The organism is Streptomyces sp. NPDC006372 (assembly GCF_040612515.1).
In the GTDB taxonomy this organism is placed as follows: Bacteria; Actinomycetota; Actinomycetes; order Streptomycetales; family Streptomycetaceae; genus Streptomyces.
Map to the genome: position 1 here is coordinate 36,321 of NZ_JBEXQJ010000045.1, position 17,535 is coordinate 53,855.

A 17,535-nucleotide genomic window follows, 5' to 3' on the forward strand; every position below is an offset into this window, starting at 1 on the left:
CCTCCCTCTCGACCCAGCTCGCGCGCCGCCCCGCCGATCACGGTGGTGAGCACGGGCACGCGGACCCGGCCGACCCGCGCTGCTGGTCCACATCCAGAAGGCGGGCGTTGCGCCGTGCCCACGCCCGGTCCCACAAGCTGTTCGGTGAGCCGGTGGACACCCGCAAGGAGTTCGGTTCTGCGGAGGACCGAACCCGTCACCACCGGCCGGTGCCTCCTCTAGAGTCGGCCCTATGACGGAGGCACCGGCCCTGGACCGCGGCGCGCGGTCCCGTGACGCGATACTCGACACCGCCGGCGAGCTGATGGCACGCCACGGCTTCGCCGCCACGTCCATCTCGATGATCTCCGCCGCATGCGGCCTGCCGGTCAGTTCGATCTACTGGCACTTCCGCAGCAAGGACGGGATCTACGTCGCGGTGCTGGAGCGCGCCAGGACCGGGCTGCTGGCGGCCCTGCCCCCGGCCGAGGTGCCGGGCGCCGGCGTCGCGCAGCGCCTGGACACCTTTCTCACGGCGGTGGGGAGCGCCTTCCGGCGTCAACCGCGAGGCGTGAAGCTGCTGTTGGGTCTGGGTATGGTGCAGCAGGACGCCAGCGCGGCGGCCGTGGCCGAGGTGCGTCACTACCGTGACGCGCTGGTCACCTGGGCCCGGGAATCGGTGAGTTCCGTCTTCGCCCTGCGTGACCGCCCCGAGGTGGCGGACGAGTTGGCGCGCTTCACCCTGAGGATGGCCAGCGGAACCGTGGTGGCCCGTTGGTTCGAGCCGGACACGGCGCTGGAGACCGGACCACTGCGTGTGGCGCTGCTGGCGCTGGCGAGCCACCACGGCGTTCCGGTGGGGGACGTCCCTGGCGACGACGCCCCCTCCCGCGGTGTCACGACAGGGGAATGACGACCCGGTACTTCCCGCCCGGGGACTGCTCGGGTGGCTCGTGGGCGCGTTCCACGCTCACGTGGGCCGCACCGTGTGCGGCGAGCAGGGCGGCCATCTCCTTTCGCACCACCGTCCACAGCTGGTCCGGATCGGCTCCGGCGGAAGACCGGATCCGCACGCGGACGCACGTCGGCCCTGTCTGGACGATCTGGAACAGGTCGATGCCCGGGACGGCCTCCAGGAGGGTCTCGAAGGCCATGGGCACGATACGCACGCTGCCGCCGTCCCGGAGCGGGAAGAACAGCAGGTCCGCCGCGCGACCGCGCACCCTGATCGCGGGAAGCGGGTCCCCGCACGGGCAGCTGTCCGGACGCAGCAGGACGCTGTCGCCGAGGTCGTAGCGCAGGATCGGCTGCGCCCATCGGCACAGGCTGGTCAGGAGCACGGTGCATGACTCCCGGCCGGGCGGCGTGGGGCGGTGGTCGGCGTCGACGGGCTCCAGGATCAGCCAGTCGCTGTGCACGTGGAGCCATCCGAACGGGCAGCCGTAGGCCAGGGCGAGGCTCTCGTTGCAGGCATACGTGTTGACCAGGTGTGCTCTGAAGGCGGAGCGGATCCTTCGCTGGTCGTGGTCGCTGACGCCCTCGGCCAGCAGTGACACCACGGCCGGGGCGATGCGCAGCCGGCCGGCCAGCTGCTCGCCGGCCAGCAACGCGATCACAGTGGCGTAGCCGGCCAGGAACACCGGGCGGAACCGGTTGAGCTCGTCCACCAGCTCGGACAGCGGGCGGTGCACCGACAGCACCCGGCCGCCCCGGGCGGGCAGCCGGCCGGCCGCGCGGGAGCGCACCAGGACGGCGTACGCGGCCAGATGGCCGCCGGTGGCCACGATGTGCGCCGACCGCACGCGGTGAGCGAGCAACCGGGCCGTCACCACGGGGGTGAGGGAGCGCCGGGCGGCCCGCAGCGACAGGGCCCTGACCACCGCCGTCGCGCGGTCCTCGAGCAGGAACAGGCCCCGGTGGCCGGTGGTTCCGGACGTGGTGGTGACCAGGTACCGGCCCAGGAAGCGTTCGCCGACCCGACCCGGATCCGCGGCGAAGGCCCGTACGCGGTCGATGGTCACCTCCGGATCGGTGACCCAGTCGTCGAAGCGCGCCATCAGGTTCTGTTTGCGGCTGACCGGCAGCAGGGCGGGGTCCTCGACGCGTTCGGGCAGGGCCCGGTACAGCTCGCGGTAGTAGGGGGAGTGGGCGCGGGCGAAGTCGACCATCGCGGCCAGCCGTTCCCGCTGCCGGTGCGCCAGGGCGTCCGGGCCCTGCCGCAGCGTCCGGCGCCCGTCCCGGAACAGGGAAAGTGCCGAGGTCATCGCACGGCTCCCGGGGGAACGGGGGCGGGCTGCCAGAGCGGGCAGTGGTGGTCGGCCGCGAACCCGGTGGCCGGGGCCACCCGGTCCGGTGCCAGCACCTGGACGCGGTCCCCGCCGGCCGTGTAGCGCGGCCAGGGGGGAGTCCCGGGCGCGTTGGGGTCGCCCGTGGCCGCGAAACGGGCCCAGTAGGCGGTCATCGTGACGGACAGTCGCCGCTGGGCCGGTGTCAGGGGTGCCAGCGCGTCCGTGGGAAAGAGATAGGCCAGTTCGGAGGCGTGGAAGGCACCCTGCGGCGTGTGCGGTGCCGGGATGAACGGCGGCGCCTGGGCGTCAGCGAACTCGTAGGCGTACACCGGCGCACGGCTGCTGTACAGCCGGCTGTCGGCCCATGCCGGGCAGGCGAACCGCTGGTCCGTGTTGACGGCGGAGTAGGCCAGGTTGGGGGACGGATACGCCGAGGCGGGGTACGTGTCCAGGACTGCGGCAGCCCGGTTGCCGTACTGGAGCCGGATGAGGGCGGCGTAGGAGTCAGGGGTCAGTGGGCCGCCGCTGAGCAGATCGACGTACAGCGCGGTGAAGTAGCGGTATTCGTCATGGGTGCTGCCGCTCAGCGTCGGGACCGCGTTCACTCGGCCCTCGGCCCACGCCGTGTGCGGTGAGCGGGGGAGGACACGGGGGCCGGTGTTCGGGGCCCACAGCGAGGCGGTTCCTGTCCCGGTGGCGCGGATGAGCTCGGTGGTGGGCACGGCGCGCAGGCAGTCCGCGGCGGTCGTCGGGTCGGTGCAGCCGACCGAGGCCGCGACGTCGCTGCCCCTCCGCTCGGCCGCGTCGAGCGTGAGGGGTGTCAGACCACCGCCCCCGGCGCAGGCTCCGCTCTGCTGGATCGCCCGGTGGAACAGGCCTTTCGCGGTCGGCGAGGCGATGTGGAGGCAGGTGTCCGCAGATCCGGCGGACTGACCGCCCAGCGTCACCCGGTTCCGGTCGCCGCCGAAGGCGCCGATGTTGCGCCGCACCCAGTGCAGGGCGGCCTGCTGGTCCATCAGGCCGTAGTCGCCGGAGGCGTGGTCCCGGTTCTCGGCGGACAGGGCGGGGTGGGCCAGGAATCCCAGGGCGCCGAGCCGGTAGTTGACCGTCACCACGACCACACCCCGCGCCGCCAGCGCGGCACCGTCGTAGTCGCTGCCCGCTCCATACGCGTTGGCGCCGCCGTGCAGCCACACCAGCACCGGCAGAAGCCGGCCGTCGCTGCGGGCGGGCGCCCACACATTGAGGTACAGGCAGTCCTCCACGGTGCTGCCGGTGCGGTTGGATTCCCCGGGCAGAACGGGGCCACCGTCGGGGAGCAGCGTCAGCGGTAACTGGGGGCACGGGTGAGCCGGCGCCGTGGCGTTCTGCGTGCCGGACCACCGCGCCGCGGGACGCGGCGGACGCCAGCGCAGTTCACCGGTCGGCGGGGCGGCGAACGGGATCCCGTGGAACACCCGCCCGCCGCCGTGGACGGCCGCGCCCCGCACCCAGCCCCGGTCGGTCCGCACGACCAGGGAGTCAGGGCCAAGAGCGCCGCGGGCGGTGGACGGGGGAACGGTCAGTGACAGGAGCAGTGCCGCGAAGGCGGCTGCGGCGCGGGCCGACGCGGAACGCGGGAATGTCGTGCGTCGCTCCGAGTGCCGACGCGGGCCGAGGCCATGGCGCGGGGTCATGACGCGGCCTCGTACGCGCCGATGTCACAGCCGGCGCCCTGGGGACGCGCGACGCCGCGCTGATCGGTGGCCGGGCACCCGACAGCCGCGTCCAGGGTGGGGCTGCCGGGCAGCGGCGCGACGGTGTCGGTGGGGCCGCCGTTGTCCGCCAGACGTCCGATCAGGGGGGAGCGGCTGGGCAGATCGCCCGCGGCGGTCAGCCGGCAGCTGCCGTCGCCGTCGAGGTTGTGGCCCTGCGACGTGATGGTCGCGAAGGCCTTCTTGCAGTCTGCGGGCGCACCGTCGACCGTGTTGTTCGCGACGATGGAATTGCGCAGCGTCATGCGCCCGAGGGGCAGATCGATGATGTCGGGGACAGGTGAGGGCAGGCTGTCGAGGTACGCGGGGGCGATGTTGATCCCGCCCCCGCCGTCGCTGGAACGGTTCCCGGTGATGGTCGAGTTGAGGATTTCCACGGGTCCCGTCCCCCGGATGTCGATGCCTCCGCCGTAACCGGCGAGGCTGCCGGGGCGGTCGCCGGGATTCGTCACCCGGTTGTCCGCGATCGTGGAGTTGGTGACGGTGCCGGTGTCGTCGAACCGGATGCCGCCGGCCTCTCCCGCGACGTTCCCGCTTACGGTGCTGTCGATCAGATCGAGGTGGGAGTCCGGGACGTTGAAGATGCCGCCGCCGTAACCGGCGGAGTTCCCGGCCACCGTGACCCGCCGCAGCGTCATGTGATGTCCGTTGGCGATCGCGCCACCACCGGTGTCGGTGATGGGCAGTTCGCGTTGCGCGGTCACTCCTCCGGTGATCGTCAGATCGGACAGTCGGCTGTCCGCCTGCATGCGGAAGGCGCGGTCCAGGTGGTTGGCGTCGATGACGGTGGTTCGTGCGCCGGTGCCCTTGATCGTGATGGGGGCGGCGACGTTCAGGTCACCCGTGGTGGGGTCGGGGTGGTCGCCGATGATCAGCCGCGGGTCGGGCGGGATCGTCAGCCGGTAGTGGCCGGGAGGCAGCGTGATCGTACTGCCCGGCTTGGCGTTGGCGGCCATCACCGCGGCACGCAGGCTGCACCTGCCCGAGGCGGTGAGACACCGGCCGTCCGCTCCGTCGGCGTCGACCGCGTCGGACGTGGTGTTCACGGTGAATTCCGTGGGGTCGGCGGCCGCTGGAGCGCCGGCATGGGCGACGGGATGTGCGGCGGTGGCGAGCAGGACGGCGGCGATCGCGGCCGTCACGGCTGTGCGGTTCATGGGTCGAACCCCTCTCGGCGAGAAATCCGGGCGTGCCAGGACTCGGTTGCTGCGAGGACTTCGTGCTGGTGAGCGATGCGCGGCTCGTACGGGGAAGAGCGTCGGCGCGCCGGGGGGCGCGTCTCCTGGTGCCGCCCACGGTCTGGAGGGAGCGTTCCATTCAGACCTTCCTGTGTCCACGGACGGACCCTGAAATGGCCGAATCATGATGTCGCCGTCGGGAGGCCGAGGGTCCGGACCGGCAATGGCATACTTCTGGTCCGACGAGCGAACCGACCGAGGCAACCCCGCGCCCCGCGACCAGGCGTGACGAGCAGCGAGAGGCCTCCCGCCGCAGACTCCTGGAGGCGGCGGTGGAGATCCTCGCGGAGGAGGGCTACCGCGGTCTGACGGTGAAGAAGGTCGGTGACCGTGCCGGCGTCAGCCGAGGCATGGTCAACTACCACTTCACTTCCAAGGCGGGGCTCGTGGAGGCTGTGGTCGCCGATATCCGCGAGACGTTCATCGACGTGCTCCGGGCCCGGCCCGGATACGCACGGCTGAGTGGGCTCGAAGCCGTACTGGCCAAACTCGACCAGTTCTTCGCCCGTCTGGCCGAACCCGGACCGGGGCTACGGGCGCGCGCGCTGCTGGTGCTCCTCGTCGAGGCGGTCGGCAGCGCCGACGGGGTCAAGGGCGTGATGGCCGAGCATCTCAGCCTCGTGCGGACCGGCGTCGAGGAGGACATCCGGCGGGGGGTCGCGGACGGAAGCATCCGTGTGCACGGCCGCGGACCGCCGGGCCGCGGTGCGGCGTCCCGGGCCCTGCCCACCTGGGCGGACGCCGGGCTCCGCAGATCCGCCGTCGTCCGGAACCCCCCGAGGAGACGTGCCGTGCCGACGGCGGGGGTCTACTGCTGCCCGACCCCCATCTCCCCGAGGAGCGCCCAGTCGTCCTGCGGAATCGTCGCGTTCACGATGCGCGGCGTCTCGACCAGATGGGGCGGCAGAGTCTGCTGCGCCGCCTTGAAGTGCGCGGACTGCACGTGTGCGGCCCCGGCCTCGTCGTCGCGGAAGGCCTCGACCAGGACGTACTCCGTCGGCTCGTCCACGCTGCGCGACCAGTCGAACCACAGGCAGCCGGGCTCGGCGCGCGTCGCCCGGGTGAAGTCAGCGGTGATCTCGGGCCAGCGGTCGGCGTGCTCGGGACGGACTCGGAACTTCGCAGTGATGAAGATCATGGGATTCCCTTCGCTCATGTGGCAGCCGGGCCGTGCTTGAGTTCCGCCGAGCCGACGGAAACACAGGGCTCCGGCGACACGATCGTACGAACCCCGTGACCTGCTCGCCGCCCTGTGGCGTGGACGGCAGGGCGGATCCATCGTGGAGCAAGGAGCCACGACACCCGGGTCCGAGTCACGACGGTTGCCGGCCGCCCGCGGAGAACAGGGGCGGATGACAGTGCTCAGCCGGCGGATCCCTTGGAGAAGACGTGCCGGGCCGTCGTCGAGTCCCTCGTGTCCGGACAGCCCGCTGACGACATCGCCCTTCTCATCGCACGCACCGGGTGCTGCCACCGGAGGATGTCGCGGCAACTGCCGGGAGGGCCGACCGCCGCGGCACAGGCCAGAGGGCTCGCCACGACCCAACTTACTCAGTGGGGGCTGGAACACCTGGCGTTCGCCACCGAAGACCGTGTGGACCGAACAGCCGCTGCCCGGGCTGTGAGCCGATCGAGGGGGCGGTGCGGGTGATCAGGAGGAGCGGCGTGGATGCACCGCTCCCTCCGTGGCGGTCAGCGGTACGCCGCTGCCGCCCCAGCGCAGCGCGACGATCTCGGCCGCGACGGACACCGCCACCTCCTCGGGCGTACGGGCCCCGAGGTCGAGGCCCACCGGGGCGCGCAGCCGGGACAGCTCGTCCTCCGTGAGCCCGGCCTCGGCCAGCCGCTCCGCACGGTCGGCCTGGGTCCGGCGGCTGCCCATCGCCCCGATGTAGGCGGCCGGCCGGCGCAGTGCCTCCTGGAGCAGCGGGACGTCGAACTTGGGGTCGTGCGTGAGGACGCAGACCACCGTCCGCTCGTCGGTGTCCGTGCGGCGCAGATAGCGGTGCGGCCACTCCGCGACCACCTCGACGCCCTCCGGGAAGCGCCGGGGCGTGGCGAAGACGGGGCGGGCGTCGCAGACGGTGACGCGGTAGCCGAGGAAGTCCCCGATGCGGGCCACGGCCGCGGCGTGATCGATCGCGCCGAAGACCAGCATCCGCGGCGGCGGCGCGAAGGACTGGAGGAACACCCCGACGGAGTCCGCGCGGCGCTGCCCCTCCGGCCCGTAGTGCCGCAGGCCGGTCGCGCCGAGGGCGAGCTCGCCGCGCGCGTCGGCGGCCACGGCGGCGTCGAGGCCGCTCGTGCCGAGCGTGCCCGCGACCCGGTCCGGCCAGACGGCGAGGCTCGCTCCGAGCGGAGCCGGACCGCCGGTCACCGTGGCCACCGCCACCGGCTCTCCGGCCGCGACCGACTCGGCGACGTCACCGAAGGCGGGATCCAGCTCGGCCGTCACGGGCCGCACCAGCACGGTGATCTCGCCGCCGCAGGTCAGCCCGACGGCGAAGGCGTCCTCGTCGCCGTAGCCGAAGCTCTCCAGCCGGGCCGCGCCGCTCGCCACGACGTCCCGCGTCAGCTCGAACACCGCACCCTCGACACAGCCGCCGGACACACTGCCCACGACCTCCGCGTCCGGCCCCACGGCCATCGCCGCACCCGGGTCGCGCGGCGCGCTGCGGCTGACCTGGACGACCGTGGCGAGGCCGAACGGGTGGCGGGCCGCGTACCAGCGGCCGAGCACCGGGAGGATGTCCCGCACGATCCGCCTCCTTCCACGCAGCCCCCCGGGTACCCCGACGGCGGTTAATTCCGTTGTGGCCCGCCGGGCCGGTCTGCTGCACTGCACGGGACGAAGACGTCCCAGAGTCCCGAGGAGCACAGATGCGCACTCCGTTCATGTCCCCCCAGCCAGGAACGGACCCCTCCTCGAAGGACATGACGCTTCGTGCACTCGCTCAACCTCGGAATTCTCGCCCATGTCGACGCCGGTAAGACCAGCCTGACCGAGCGGCTGCTCCATTCGGCCGGGGTGATCGACGAGATCGGCAGCGTGGACGACGGGAACACCCGCACCGACACCCTCGCGCTGGAGCGGCGGCGCGGCATCACCATCAAGTCCGCCGTGGTCTCGTTCCCTCTCGACGGTGTGACGGTCAACCTCATCGACACCCCCGGTCACCCGGACTTCATCGCCGAGGTCGAGCGGGTACTCGGTGTGCTGGACGGTGCCGTCCTCGTCGTCTCCGCCGTCGAGGGGGTGCAGGCGCAGACCCGTGTGCTGATGCGGACCCTCCAGCGGCTGCGCATCCCGACCCTGCTGTTCGTCAACAAGATCGACCGACGAGGGGCGGGGTACGAGAAGGTGCTGCGGTCGATCTCGGCCCGGCTGACCCCCGCGATCGTGCCCATGGGAACGGCCACCGGCCTCGGCACGCGTGCGGCCCGCTTCACCCCGGGCGCCGCAGCGGCCGCGGCCCTCGACGTCCTCGCCGAGCACGACGACACCCTGCTGTCGGCGTACGTCGAGGACACCGTCACGGATGCGCTCCTGCGCACGTCCCTCGCCGACCGGACCCGTGAGGCCCTGGTCCATCCGGTCTACTTCGGCTCCGCCGTCACCGGCGCCGGTGTGGACGCGCTGCTGAGGGGCGTCGAGGAACTGCTGCCGGCGGCCGGCGGGGACGCGGACGGGCCGGTGTCGGGCACCGTCTTCAAGGTCGAGCGGGGCCCGGCGGGGGAGAAGGTCGCCTACGCCCGGATGTTCTCCGGCACCCTGCGCACCCGCGACCGCGTCCCCTTCGGAGCGGACGGCACCGAAGGCCGCGTCACCGCGATCAGCGCCTTCGGCCACGGCACGGACACCCGCGGCGACGTGGTCCGCGCCGGGCAGATCGCCCGGCTGTGGGGCCTGGGAGACATCAGGATCGGCGACGCGCTCGGCGAACCCCGCAAGGCCTACGAGCACTTCTTCGCCCCGCCCACCCTGGAGACGGTCGTCGTCCCCGGTCCGGGCGTGCACCGGGGCGCACTCCACCTCGCGCTCGCGCAACTCGCCGAACAGGACCCGCTGATCGGCCTGCGCCACGACGAACCGCGGCAGGAGACCTCCGTCTCCCTCTACGGCGAGGTGCAGAAGGAGGTCGTCCAGGCCACCCTCGCCGAGGAGTACGGGCTCGACGTCACCTTCCGCGAGACCACGCCCCTGTGCGTCGAACGGCTCCTCGGCACGGGGCAGGCCGTGGAGTTCAACAAGAAGGGCGCCAACCCGTTCCTCGCGACGGTCGGACTGCGAGTCGAACCCGCGCCCGCCGGCTCGGGCGTCCGTTTCCGGCTGGAGGTGGAGCTCGGTTCCATGCCGTACGCCTTCTTCAAGGCCGTCGAGGACACCCTGCGCGAGACCCTCGGCCAGGGCCTGCACGGCTGGCGGATCCCCGACTGCGTGGTCACCATGACGCACAGCGGCTACTCGCCCCGGCAGAGCCATGCCCACCAGGGCTTCGACAAGAGCATGTCGAGCACCGGCGCCGACTTCCGCGGTCTGACCCCGCTGGTCCTGGTGGCGGCGCTGCGGCAGGCCGGCACCCGGGTCCACGAGCCGGTGCACCGCTTCCGTGTCGAGGCACCGGCCGACACCCTCGGTGCCCTGCTGCCGGTCCTGGCAGGGCTCGGGGCCGTACCCGAGACGACACGGAACCGGGACGACACCTGCGTCCTGGAGGGCACCGTGCCGGCGGCCGAGGTGCACGCCCTCGGTCAGCGGCTGCCGGGGCTCACCCGCGGCGAGGGCGAGCTGGAGAGCGCCTTCGCCCACTATGCGCCCGTCGCGCACGGCACGGTCCCCGAGCGCCCACGCACCGACCACAACCCGCTGAACAGGAAGGAGTACTTGTTGAATGTGGCACGAAGGGTGGGCGGTTGAGGTGTGCGCCCGGGCCGAGAGGGAACTTACTCCAGAGTCAGGGGTGTTGACGGTGTCCTGATATCGCCGGACTGTAGTGGACATGCCAACTATCCGACTGCGTCTGCTGGTTGTCCTGGCTGTCCTCTTCGGCTCCGTGTCGGTGGCGGGCGTACCGCCCGCCACCGCCGCGCCCCCTCCCGGCTCCCTCTGGTTCGACGACCCGACCGTCACCGTGCGGGGCGGCCGCTTCACCGACGAGTTCGGCCGCGAGACCGTGCTGCGCGGCTACAACGTCTCGGGCGGGACCAAGCTCGCCGAGAACAACGGCCTGCCCTTCGCGTCGGTCGCCGACGCCCGCAAGTCGGCGACCGCGCTGCGCGCGCTGGGCGGCGGCAACACCGTCCGCTTCCTGCTCTCCTGGGCGTACGCCGAGCCCGAGCGCGGCCAGGTGGACACCGCCTATCTGGCCGCCGCCACCGACCAGATGAAGGCCTTCCTCGACGCCGGCGTCCGCGTCTACCCCGACTTCCACCAGGACCTCTACTCCCGGTACCTGTTCGACCCCGACAGCTGGTACACGGGCGACGGCGCGCCCAAGTGGGCCGTGGAAGCCGGGAACTACCCCGACGAGTCCTGCGGGATCTGTCTCTTCTGGGGACAGAACATCACCCAGAACGAGGCCGTGAAGCGGGCCACGTACGACTTCTGGCACAACGCCCACGGCGTGCAGGACGCCTTCCTCACCACCGCCGGGAAGACCATGACCTATGTCGCGCAGCACCTGAGCGCCGACCAGTTCAAGGGCGTCGTCGGCTTCGACCCCTACAACGAGCCGCACGCGGGCGTGTACGACTCCGGGCAGACCAGCCGCGCCTGGGAGAAGGACGTGCTGTGGCCGTTCTACGAGAGGTTCCGGGCCCGTATGGACACGGCCGGATGGCGGGACAAGCCCGCCTTCGTGGAGCCGAACCTCTTCTGGAACGCCAACCTGGACTTCCAGAAGCAGGAGGGCGGCCTGCTGGACGCCGGGAAGCTCGGACCCCGCTACGTCTTCAACACCCACTTCTACGACCAGAAGGCCATCTCCGGTGTCTTCATGTGGGGCAAGGCGGCCGACGGCCAGTACGCGAACGACTTCCGCACGGTTCGCGACCGGGCGTCCGCCGCGCAGACGGCCGCCGTCGTCAGCGAGTTCGGCCACCCACTGGCCGGCAACGTCTCCGACAAGGCGCCGACGGTCCTCAAAGCGATGTACCAGGCCCTCGACTCAAGGCTCAAGGGGGCGGACTGGTGGTCCGACCCGGCGGCTTCCGGGCCGGTTCTCTCCGGGTCGCAGTGGCAGTGGGACATCTACAACGGCCGCCACCGCGAGCTGATGAACGGCAACCCCGACAAGGTGCTCACCGCCGGCGACGCCTGGAACGACGAGGACCTGTCCGCCGTACGCCTCGACGACTCGGACAGGCCGGTGCTGCGCCAGGACGCCCGGCTCCTGGACCGCCTCTACCCGAGCGCCACGGCCGGCACGACCGTCGGCTTCACCTACGAGGACCGCTCCCGGGACGGCGGGACGACCCTCACCTGGAACCCGGTGCCGGAGTCGCTGCCGAACGTGCGGCGGCTGGTCGGGTCCGGGCAGTACGGGCTGCAGCTGTGGCGCTCGAACGGCGGCTCGGCACCCACCGAGCTCCACCTGCCGGCGAGCTTCCCGGCCTCGTCCACCACGGTCGTGTCCGACCTGGGTACGGCCCACACCCCGCCCGCCTACACCTCGACGACCCCGATCGGTGTCGCCCAGGAGCCCGGCGGCACCGGGAGCCGCCGCCTGCTGCTCACCGCGCCGGACTCGGGCGTCCTGCACTGGGCACTGGTGACCAACGGGGCGGCGGCTCCCTCGGCGGACCTGCTGGACGCGGCCCGTTCCGAGCTGGCCGCGTGGGCCGCGAAGGAGGTCACCTAGTCGGCGGGCTCGTCCAGCCGGTCGCCACATGGCCGAGCCGGACGCGCTGCGGGTGGTCGCCGACCGGTACGGACACGACCTTCTTGCCGGTGGCGAAGTCGATGGCCGTGACCTGATCGGTGCCGCTCTCGGAGACGACGCAGGACCTGCCGTCACCGCTGACCGTGGCCCAGTAGGGCTTGGAGGCGGTGACGAGCGGGCCCTCCTGGAGGGTGGCGCGGTCGACGACCGTGGCGTAGTCGTCCATGGTGCCCGCGACGCACAGTTTCCTGCCGTCCGGGCTCATCGAGATGCCGTGGTGACGGGAGTCGTTGACGAAGGTGGTGCGGTCGTCGCTGGTGGCCGGGTTCTTCGGCAGGGTCTTCGTACGAGTGATCTTGTCGGTGGCCACGTCGTACTCGAAGAAGCCGTTGAAGAACGACACCTGGAAGTACAGCTTCGACTCGTCGGGCGAGAACACGGCCGGCCGGACCGCGTCGGAGTGGTCCTTGAGGCCGAGGGCGTCCAGTTGCGGGCGCATGTCGATGACCTTGACCTGCTTGTACGTCGTCGCGTCGACGACGGTGATGCGGCGGTCGCCCTTCGTCCAGTCCAGCCACGGGGCGTCGGTCTGCGTGTTCACGTCGCCGATCGCCATGTTGTAGATGTACTTGCCGTCCTGCGTGAAGATGTTCTCGTGCGGCTTGTCGCCGGTGGCGAACTTCCCCAGTTGCTTGCCGGTGACGATGTCCAGCACGTGCACGGTGTTCGAGGTCGACGCCGACACCGCGACCCGCTTGCCGTCGGGGGAGACGGCCATGTGGTCGGCGCGGTAACCGGACACCGGGAAGCGCCAGTTGACCCGCCCGGTGGCCAGGTCCAGGGAGACGACGTCGGCGAAGCTCGGCCGGGAGACGACCACCGACGTGCCGTCCGGCGTGGAGTACATGTCGTCGACGAACTGGTCGTGGCCCTCGCCGACGCTGTTGCGGATCGTCATGAAGGCGATCCATCTGATCGGGTCGGCGTTGATCTCCGCCATCCGCTCGTCCTTGTCGGGGATGACGTTGATCCGGCCGATCTTCCCGAAGTCGCCGGTCGACTTGATGACATCGGCGGTGCCGTCCCAGTTGTTGCCCACGAACAGCACCTCGCGCAGCGCGGCGGAGGCGTCCGGGGCGTCCGCGTGGGCGGCGGTCGCGGGAACGGTGAAGGTCAGGGCGAGTGCGGCGGTTACGGAGCACAGGTGCCGTCGTCGGAAGACAGGCATGGCTGATCCCTCCTCTGGGGTGGGGTGAGGAATCTGAACACGGGTGCTTTCAAAGTGAACTTACTGCAAAGTAAGGAAGGGGTGGCCTTCTCCACAAGACCGCGTGCACGACAAAATCGGTGTTCGAACCACGAAGGGAGATCCGGTGCCGGGCAGACTCAGAGCGCCGACCGGCCGCTACGGCGGCAAGACGGCCGAGGAGCGGCAGGCCGAGCGGCGCCGGCGGTTCCTCGACGCCGCGCTCCAGTTGTTCGGCGACAGCCCCGGCTTCCGCTCCACCACGGTCGCGGCGCTCAGCGAGGCCGCCGGCCTGTCCACCCGTCAGTTCTACGAGGAGTTCCGCACCCTCGAGGACGTGCTCGCCGCGTTGCACCTCCAAGTGAATGACTGGGCCGAGTCGGCGGTGCTGGAGGCGGCAGCCGGAGCCGCGGACCTGCCGCTCGTCGAGCGCGCCACCGCGATCTTCCGCGCCTACGCCGGGAACCTCGCGGCCGATCCGCGCCGGATCCGCATCACCTTCGTCGAGATCATCGGAGTCAGTCCCCGCCTGGAGGAACAGCGGCTCGCCCGCCGGGCCGGCTGGGTCGACCTCATCTGCGCCGAGGCCCGGGCGGCAGCCGCGCGCGGGGAGGCCGCACCCCGCGACTACCGTCTCGCGGCGACGGGGTTCATCGGCAGCGTCAACGGCCTGCTCCACGACTGGAGTGCCGGCTGGGTCGAGGCGACGCTGGACGAGGTCGTCGACGAACTGGTCCGGCAGTTGCTGGGGATCCTGCGGCCGCCTGGATGGGCGCCGCGCGGTTGAGTCAGGGGCCCGGGCGCTCACGCCCGGCCGCCTGGGCGCCGGGAAACGCCCGCCGGTAGCCGCCGGGCGACACCCCGAGGTGCTTGAGGAAGTGGTGGCGGAGATTGTTGGCCGTGCCGAGGCCGCTCAGCTCTCCCACTTTCTCGATCGGCAGGTCCGTCGACTCCAGCAGTGACCGGGCACGCCCGAGCCGCTGGTCGAGGAGCCACTGCAGGGGCGTCGCCCCGGTGGCCGCGTGCAGCCGGCGGTAGAACGTGCGCGGACTCATCGCGGCCCGCCGTGCCAGGTCCGCGACGGTCAGGGGCCGGTCGAGGTGCTCCCCCGCCCACGCGAGCACGGGGGCCAGCCCCTCGTCGTCGCCCAGCGGCACGGGCTGCTCGATGAACTGCGCCTGCCCGCCCGGCCGGTGGGCGGGCACCACCATGCGGCGCGCCAGCTGGTTGGCGACGTGCGCGCCGAGATCGCGCCGCACCAGGTGCAGACACAGATCGAGCCCGGCGGTCAGGCCCGCACTGGTCAGCACATCACCGTCGTCCACGTACAGCACGGACGCGTCGACGTCCACCTTCGGGTAGCGCTCGGCCAGTTGCGCCGTGTGCATCCAGTGGGCGGTCGCGCGCCGTCCGTCGAGCAGCCCGGCCTCGGCCAGTGCGAAGGCCCCGGTGCACAGGGACACCATGCGGGCACCCGCCTCGTAGGCCCGGCGCAGCGCGGTGACCAGCTCCGGCGGCAGCGGCATGCCCTCCTCGACGCAACGGTCGGGCACCGAGGGCACGATGACCGTGTCGGCGCCGGCCAGGTCGTCCAGCCCGTACCGGGTGCGCAGGCTCAGCCCCTGCGGGCCGTCCTCCGCTCCGGACCCGGTCCCGCACAGCCACAGGTCGTACCAGGGGTCGGCGAGGTCGGGCTGCGGCTTCCCGAACACCGTGCAGGGGATGCTCAGTTCGTACAGGTCCCAGGAAGGGACCCCGATCTCCTCGGTCACGACCACCGCGACGGTACCGGCACTCATGCTCCGCAGCCTATGGCAGGAATTTGGTGGATGGCGTCACTCCTGTCACTGGTTCCGATCTCCGCGCGCTGCGAACGTGAGTCGTACGTGACCACACGTCACTTGGGAACGCTTTACGAGGAGTTGGGCATGAACGCAGAACACCCGGCCGTCACCGTCCTCGGACTCGGCTCGATGGGCTCGGCACTGGCCGCCGCGCTTGTGGACCGGGGCCACCCGACCACCGTCTGGAACCGGTCCCCGGACAAGGCCCGTGCCCTGGCCGAGCGCGGGGCACGCCTGGCCGCCACGCCCCAGGAGGCGGTCGCGGCCTCCCCGCTCACCATCGCCTGTGTCCTGGACTACGAGGCGCTGTACACCGTCCTCGACCCGGTCGCCGGAGGTCTGGCGGGAAGAGCCCTGGTCAACCTCACCTCCGGCTCTCCCGAGCAGGCCCGGGAGGCCGTCCGGTGGGCGCACTCCCATGGGGCCGACTACCTCGACGGCGCCATCATGACCACGCCGCCCGGGGTCGGCGACCCCGCCGTGATGTTCCTGTACAGCGGCTCCCGTCAGGTCTTCGAAGCCCACCGTCCCACCCTGGCGACCCTCGGCGACCCGCTCCACCTGGGCACCGACCCGGGCCTCGCCTCCCTCTACGACGCTGCCCTCCTCGGCCTGATGTGGTCCACCATGACCGGCTGGCTGCACGGCACCGCCCTGGTCGGCGCCGAAGGGACACCCGCCACCGACTTCACCCCCGTCGCGATCCGCTGGCTGGGCACGGTGACCCGCTTCCTCACCACCTACGCGCCCCAGGTCGACGCCGGCCGCTACCCGGGCGACGACGCCACGGTCGACGTGCAGATCGCGGCCATCGACCACCTCATCCACGCGGCTGCGGCCCGGGGTGTCGACAACGCGCTGCCCGAACTGCTCAAGTCAGCCATGGAGAAAGCCAGTGCCGCGGGCCACGGAAAGGACAGCTACGCCAGCCTGATCGAGGTCCTGCGGACCGCCCCCAGGGACTGAGCGAACGGCTAGCCCGACACCAGCACCACGAAGCTCACGGCCGTCACCAGCGCGAACCCCAGCAGCAGGCCGGCCAGCAGCCGTGTACGCAGGCCTCGGTACACCGCCTCGTACTCGTCCCGGAGTTCCTCCCCGCGCCGCGCGGTCCGCTGCCAGGAGGCCCGGGCGAGTTCGAGGTGCTCCGCCGCGAACCGCCGCTCCACCTCGTGCCGCTGGGCCTCGGTCAGCCAGTCGAGGCGCGCGGCGAAGCGCTCGGCGGACGCGCGCGCCTCCTCGTGCGCGGCCGCGGCGAGCAGGTGCCCCTCGACCTCGTTGTGGAACGCCCGCATGTCCACGGGGAGACCCTCCATGGCGGTCACCGGAGCGTCAGCTCCCGCTCCGCCGCGGCGACCTTCGCATGGTGCAGGTCGAACGCCGGGGACTCGCTGCGGATACGGGGGAGCGCGACGAAGTTGTGACGGGGCGGCGGGCAGGAGGTCGCCCACTCCAGGGAGCGGCCGTAGCCCCACGGGTCGTCGGCCGTGACCCGCTCCCCGTACTTGGCCGTCTTCCAGACGTTGTAGAAGAACGGCAGCATCGACATGCCGAGCAGGAACGAGAAGACGCTCGACACCGTGTTGAGCGTGGTCAGGCCCTCCACCGCGAGATAGTCGGGGATCCGCCGCTGCATGCCCTCGGCGCCCAGCCAGTGCTGGACCAGGAACGTGCCGTGGAAGCCGATGAACAGCGTCCAGAAGGTGATCTTGCCGAGGCGCTCGTCCAGCATCCTGCCGGTGAACTTGGGCCACCAGAAGTGGAAGCCGGCGAACATGGCGAACACGACCGTCCCGAAGATGACGTAGTGGAAGTGCGCGACCACGAAGTACGAGTCGGAGACGGCGAAGTCGATCGGCGGCGAGGCCAGCAGCACACCCGTGAGTCCGCCGAACACGAACGTGATCAGGAAGCCCATGGCCCACAACATCGGCGTCTCGAAGGACAGGCTGCCGCGCCACATGGTGCCGATCCAGTTGAAGAACTTCACACCGGTCGGGACCGCGATCAGGAAGGTCATGAAGGAGAAGAACGGCAGCAGCACACCGCCGGTGACGTACATGTGGTGCGCCCACACCGTCACGGACAGACCCGCGATCGCGATGGTCGCGCCGATCAGACCCGTGTAACCGAACATCGGCTTGCGGGAGAAGACCGGAATGACCTCGGAGATGATGCCGAAGAACGGCAACGCGATGATGTACACCTCCGGATGGCCGAAGAACCAGAAGAGGTGTTGCCACAGGAGGGCGCCGCCGTTGGCGGAGTCGAAGACGTGGGCGCCGAACTTGCGGTCCGCCTCCAG

General features: G+C 71.4%; 15 protein-coding genes and 1 pseudogene. 6 read left to right on the forward strand and 10 right to left on the reverse strand.

The features are described 5' to 3' along the window. Positions 1-232: 232 nt before the first annotated feature. Positions 233-892 (forward strand): TetR/AcrR family transcriptional regulator, encoded by a 660-nt coding sequence (locus tag ABZ016_RS38415; RefSeq protein WP_356921393.1) that lies wholly within the window; start codon positions 233-235, stop codon positions 890-892. Here ABZ016_RS38415 and ABZ016_RS38420 read toward each other — a convergent pair. Genes ABZ016_RS38420 through ABZ016_RS38430 form a run of 3 tightly spaced genes read right to left on the reverse strand, consistent with a single transcriptional unit; the run spans position 876 to position 5,178 of the window. Continuing rightward, positions 876-2,243: a phenylacetate--CoA ligase family protein gene (locus ABZ016_RS38420; RefSeq protein ID WP_356921394.1), complete on the reverse strand. Its 1,368-nt coding sequence runs from the start codon at positions 2,241-2,243 to the stop codon at positions 876-878. The genes ABZ016_RS38415 and ABZ016_RS38420 overlap by 17 nt on opposite strands. Continuing rightward, positions 2,240-3,943, reverse strand: a complete 1,704-nt coding sequence (locus tag ABZ016_RS38425; protein ID WP_356921395.1) for a carboxylesterase family protein — start codon at positions 3,941-3,943, stop codon at positions 2,240-2,242. The genes ABZ016_RS38420 and ABZ016_RS38425 overlap by 4 nt, the downstream gene beginning before the upstream one ends. Then, entirely contained in the window at positions 3,940-5,178 is a 1,239-nt protein-coding gene (locus ABZ016_RS38430; protein ID WP_356921396.1) for a choice-of-anchor Q domain-containing protein, read from the reverse strand. The genes ABZ016_RS38425 and ABZ016_RS38430 overlap by 4 nt, the downstream gene beginning before the upstream one ends. A gap of 341 nt (positions 5,179-5,519) precedes the next feature. Here ABZ016_RS38430 and ABZ016_RS38435 point away from each other — a divergent pair. Then, positions 5,520-5,645 (forward strand): annotated as a pseudogene (locus ABZ016_RS38435) (helix-turn-helix domain-containing protein); the annotation flags it as partial. Positions 5,646-5,789: 144 nt separating this feature from the next. Here ABZ016_RS38435 and ABZ016_RS38440 read toward each other — a convergent pair. The 3 genes from ABZ016_RS38440 to ABZ016_RS38450 form a co-directional block, all read right to left on the reverse strand. Further along, the gene (locus tag ABZ016_RS38440) at positions 5,790-5,942 is read right to left on the reverse strand and encodes a hypothetical protein (protein WP_356921397.1); all 153 of its coding nucleotides are present in this window, start codon (positions 5,940-5,942) and stop codon (positions 5,790-5,792) included. A gap of 125 nt (positions 5,943-6,067) precedes the next feature. Beyond that, positions 6,068-6,397: a putative quinol monooxygenase gene (locus tag ABZ016_RS38445; protein WP_356921398.1), complete on the reverse strand. Its 330-nt coding sequence runs from the start codon at positions 6,395-6,397 to the stop codon at positions 6,068-6,070. Positions 6,398-6,910: 513 nt separating this feature from the next. Beyond that, positions 6,911-8,017 carry an XdhC/CoxI family protein gene (locus ABZ016_RS38450; protein WP_356921399.1) on the reverse strand — a complete coding sequence of 369 codons (1,107 nt, stop codon included), beginning with the start codon at positions 8,015-8,017 and terminating at the stop codon, positions 6,911-6,913. Between the two features lie 186 nt (positions 8,018-8,203). On the opposite strand from ABZ016_RS38450, the gene ABZ016_RS38455 reads away from it, so the two are divergent. Continuing rightward, a complete protein-coding gene (locus ABZ016_RS38455) occupies positions 8,204-10,177 on the forward strand; it encodes a translation factor GTPase family protein (RefSeq protein ID WP_356921400.1) in 1,974 nt (657 codons plus the stop codon). An 82-nt stretch (positions 10,178-10,259) separates the two neighbouring features. Next, complete coding sequence (locus tag ABZ016_RS38460; RefSeq protein ID WP_356921401.1) at positions 10,260-12,119, forward strand: cellulase family glycosylhydrolase; 1,860 nt, start codon at positions 10,260-10,262, stop codon at positions 12,117-12,119. Here ABZ016_RS38460 and ABZ016_RS38465 read toward each other — a convergent pair. Next, entirely contained in the window at positions 12,112-13,368 is a 1,257-nt protein-coding gene (locus ABZ016_RS38465; RefSeq protein ID WP_356921402.1) for a PQQ-binding-like beta-propeller repeat protein, read from the reverse strand. The genes ABZ016_RS38460 and ABZ016_RS38465 overlap by 8 nt on opposite strands. 145 nt (positions 13,369-13,513) lie before the next feature. On the opposite strand from ABZ016_RS38465, the gene ABZ016_RS38470 reads away from it, so the two are divergent. Continuing rightward, positions 13,514-14,173, forward strand: a complete 660-nt coding sequence (locus ABZ016_RS38470; protein ID WP_356921403.1) for a TetR/AcrR family transcriptional regulator — start codon at positions 13,514-13,516, stop codon at positions 14,171-14,173. Between the two features lies 1 nt (position 14,174). On the opposite strand, the gene ABZ016_RS38475 is transcribed toward ABZ016_RS38470, so the two are convergent. After that, entirely contained in the window at positions 14,175-15,185 is a 1,011-nt protein-coding gene (locus ABZ016_RS38475) for a helix-turn-helix domain-containing protein (RefSeq protein WP_356921404.1), read from the reverse strand. 129 nt (positions 15,186-15,314) lie between these two features. On the opposite strand from ABZ016_RS38475, the gene ABZ016_RS38480 reads away from it, so the two are divergent. Then, positions 15,315-16,196: an NAD(P)-binding domain-containing protein gene (locus ABZ016_RS38480; RefSeq protein ID WP_356921405.1), complete on the forward strand. Its 882-nt coding sequence runs from the start codon at positions 15,315-15,317 to the stop codon at positions 16,194-16,196. 8 nt (positions 16,197-16,204) lie between these two features. Here ABZ016_RS38480 and ABZ016_RS38485 read toward each other — a convergent pair whose 3' ends face one another. Next, positions 16,205-16,546: a hypothetical protein gene (locus ABZ016_RS38485; protein ID WP_356921408.1), complete on the reverse strand. Its 342-nt coding sequence runs from the start codon at positions 16,544-16,546 to the stop codon at positions 16,205-16,207. A gap of 5 nt (positions 16,547-16,551) precedes the next feature. Continuing rightward, positions 16,552-17,535, reverse strand: a 984-nt coding sequence (locus ABZ016_RS38490) for a cbb3-type cytochrome c oxidase subunit I (RefSeq protein WP_356921406.1), incomplete at its 5' end; no start/stop codon positions are given.

What these genes read in the sequence shown, in the direction of transcription:
- ABZ016_RS38415 (WP_356921393.1), top strand. Translation starts at nt 233, where the DNA reads ATGACGGAGGCACCGGCCCTGGACCGCGGCGCGCGGTCCCGTGACGCG.
- ABZ016_RS38420 (WP_356921394.1), bottom strand. Translation starts at nt 2,243, where the DNA reads ATGACCTCGGCACTTTCCCTGTTCCGGGACGGGCGCCGGACGCTGCGG.
- ABZ016_RS38425 (WP_356921395.1), bottom strand. Translation starts at nt 3,943, where the DNA reads ATGACCCCGCGCCATGGCCTCGGCCCGCGTCGGCACTCGGAGCGACGC.
- ABZ016_RS38430 (WP_356921396.1), bottom strand. Translation starts at nt 5,178, where the DNA reads ATGAACCGCACAGCCGTGACGGCCGCGATCGCCGCCGTCCTGCTCGCC.
- ABZ016_RS38445 (WP_356921398.1), bottom strand. Translation starts at nt 6,397, where the DNA reads ATGATCTTCATCACTGCGAAGTTCCGAGTCCGTCCCGAGCACGCCGAC.
- ABZ016_RS38460 (WP_356921401.1), top strand. Translation starts at nt 10,260, where the DNA reads ATGCCAACTATCCGACTGCGTCTGCTGGTTGTCCTGGCTGTCCTCTTC.
- ABZ016_RS38465 (WP_356921402.1), bottom strand. Translation starts at nt 13,368, where the DNA reads ATGCCTGTCTTCCGACGACGGCACCTGTGCTCCGTAACCGCCGCACTC.
- ABZ016_RS38475 (WP_356921404.1), bottom strand. Translation starts at nt 15,185, where the DNA reads ATGAGTGCCGGTACCGTCGCGGTGGTCGTGACCGAGGAGATCGGGGTC.
- ABZ016_RS38480 (WP_356921405.1), top strand. Translation starts at nt 15,315, where the DNA reads ATGAACGCAGAACACCCGGCCGTCACCGTCCTCGGACTCGGCTCGATG.
- ABZ016_RS38485 (WP_356921408.1), bottom strand. Translation starts at nt 16,546, where the DNA reads ATGGAGGGTCTCCCCGTGGACATGCGGGCGTTCCACAACGAGGTCGAG.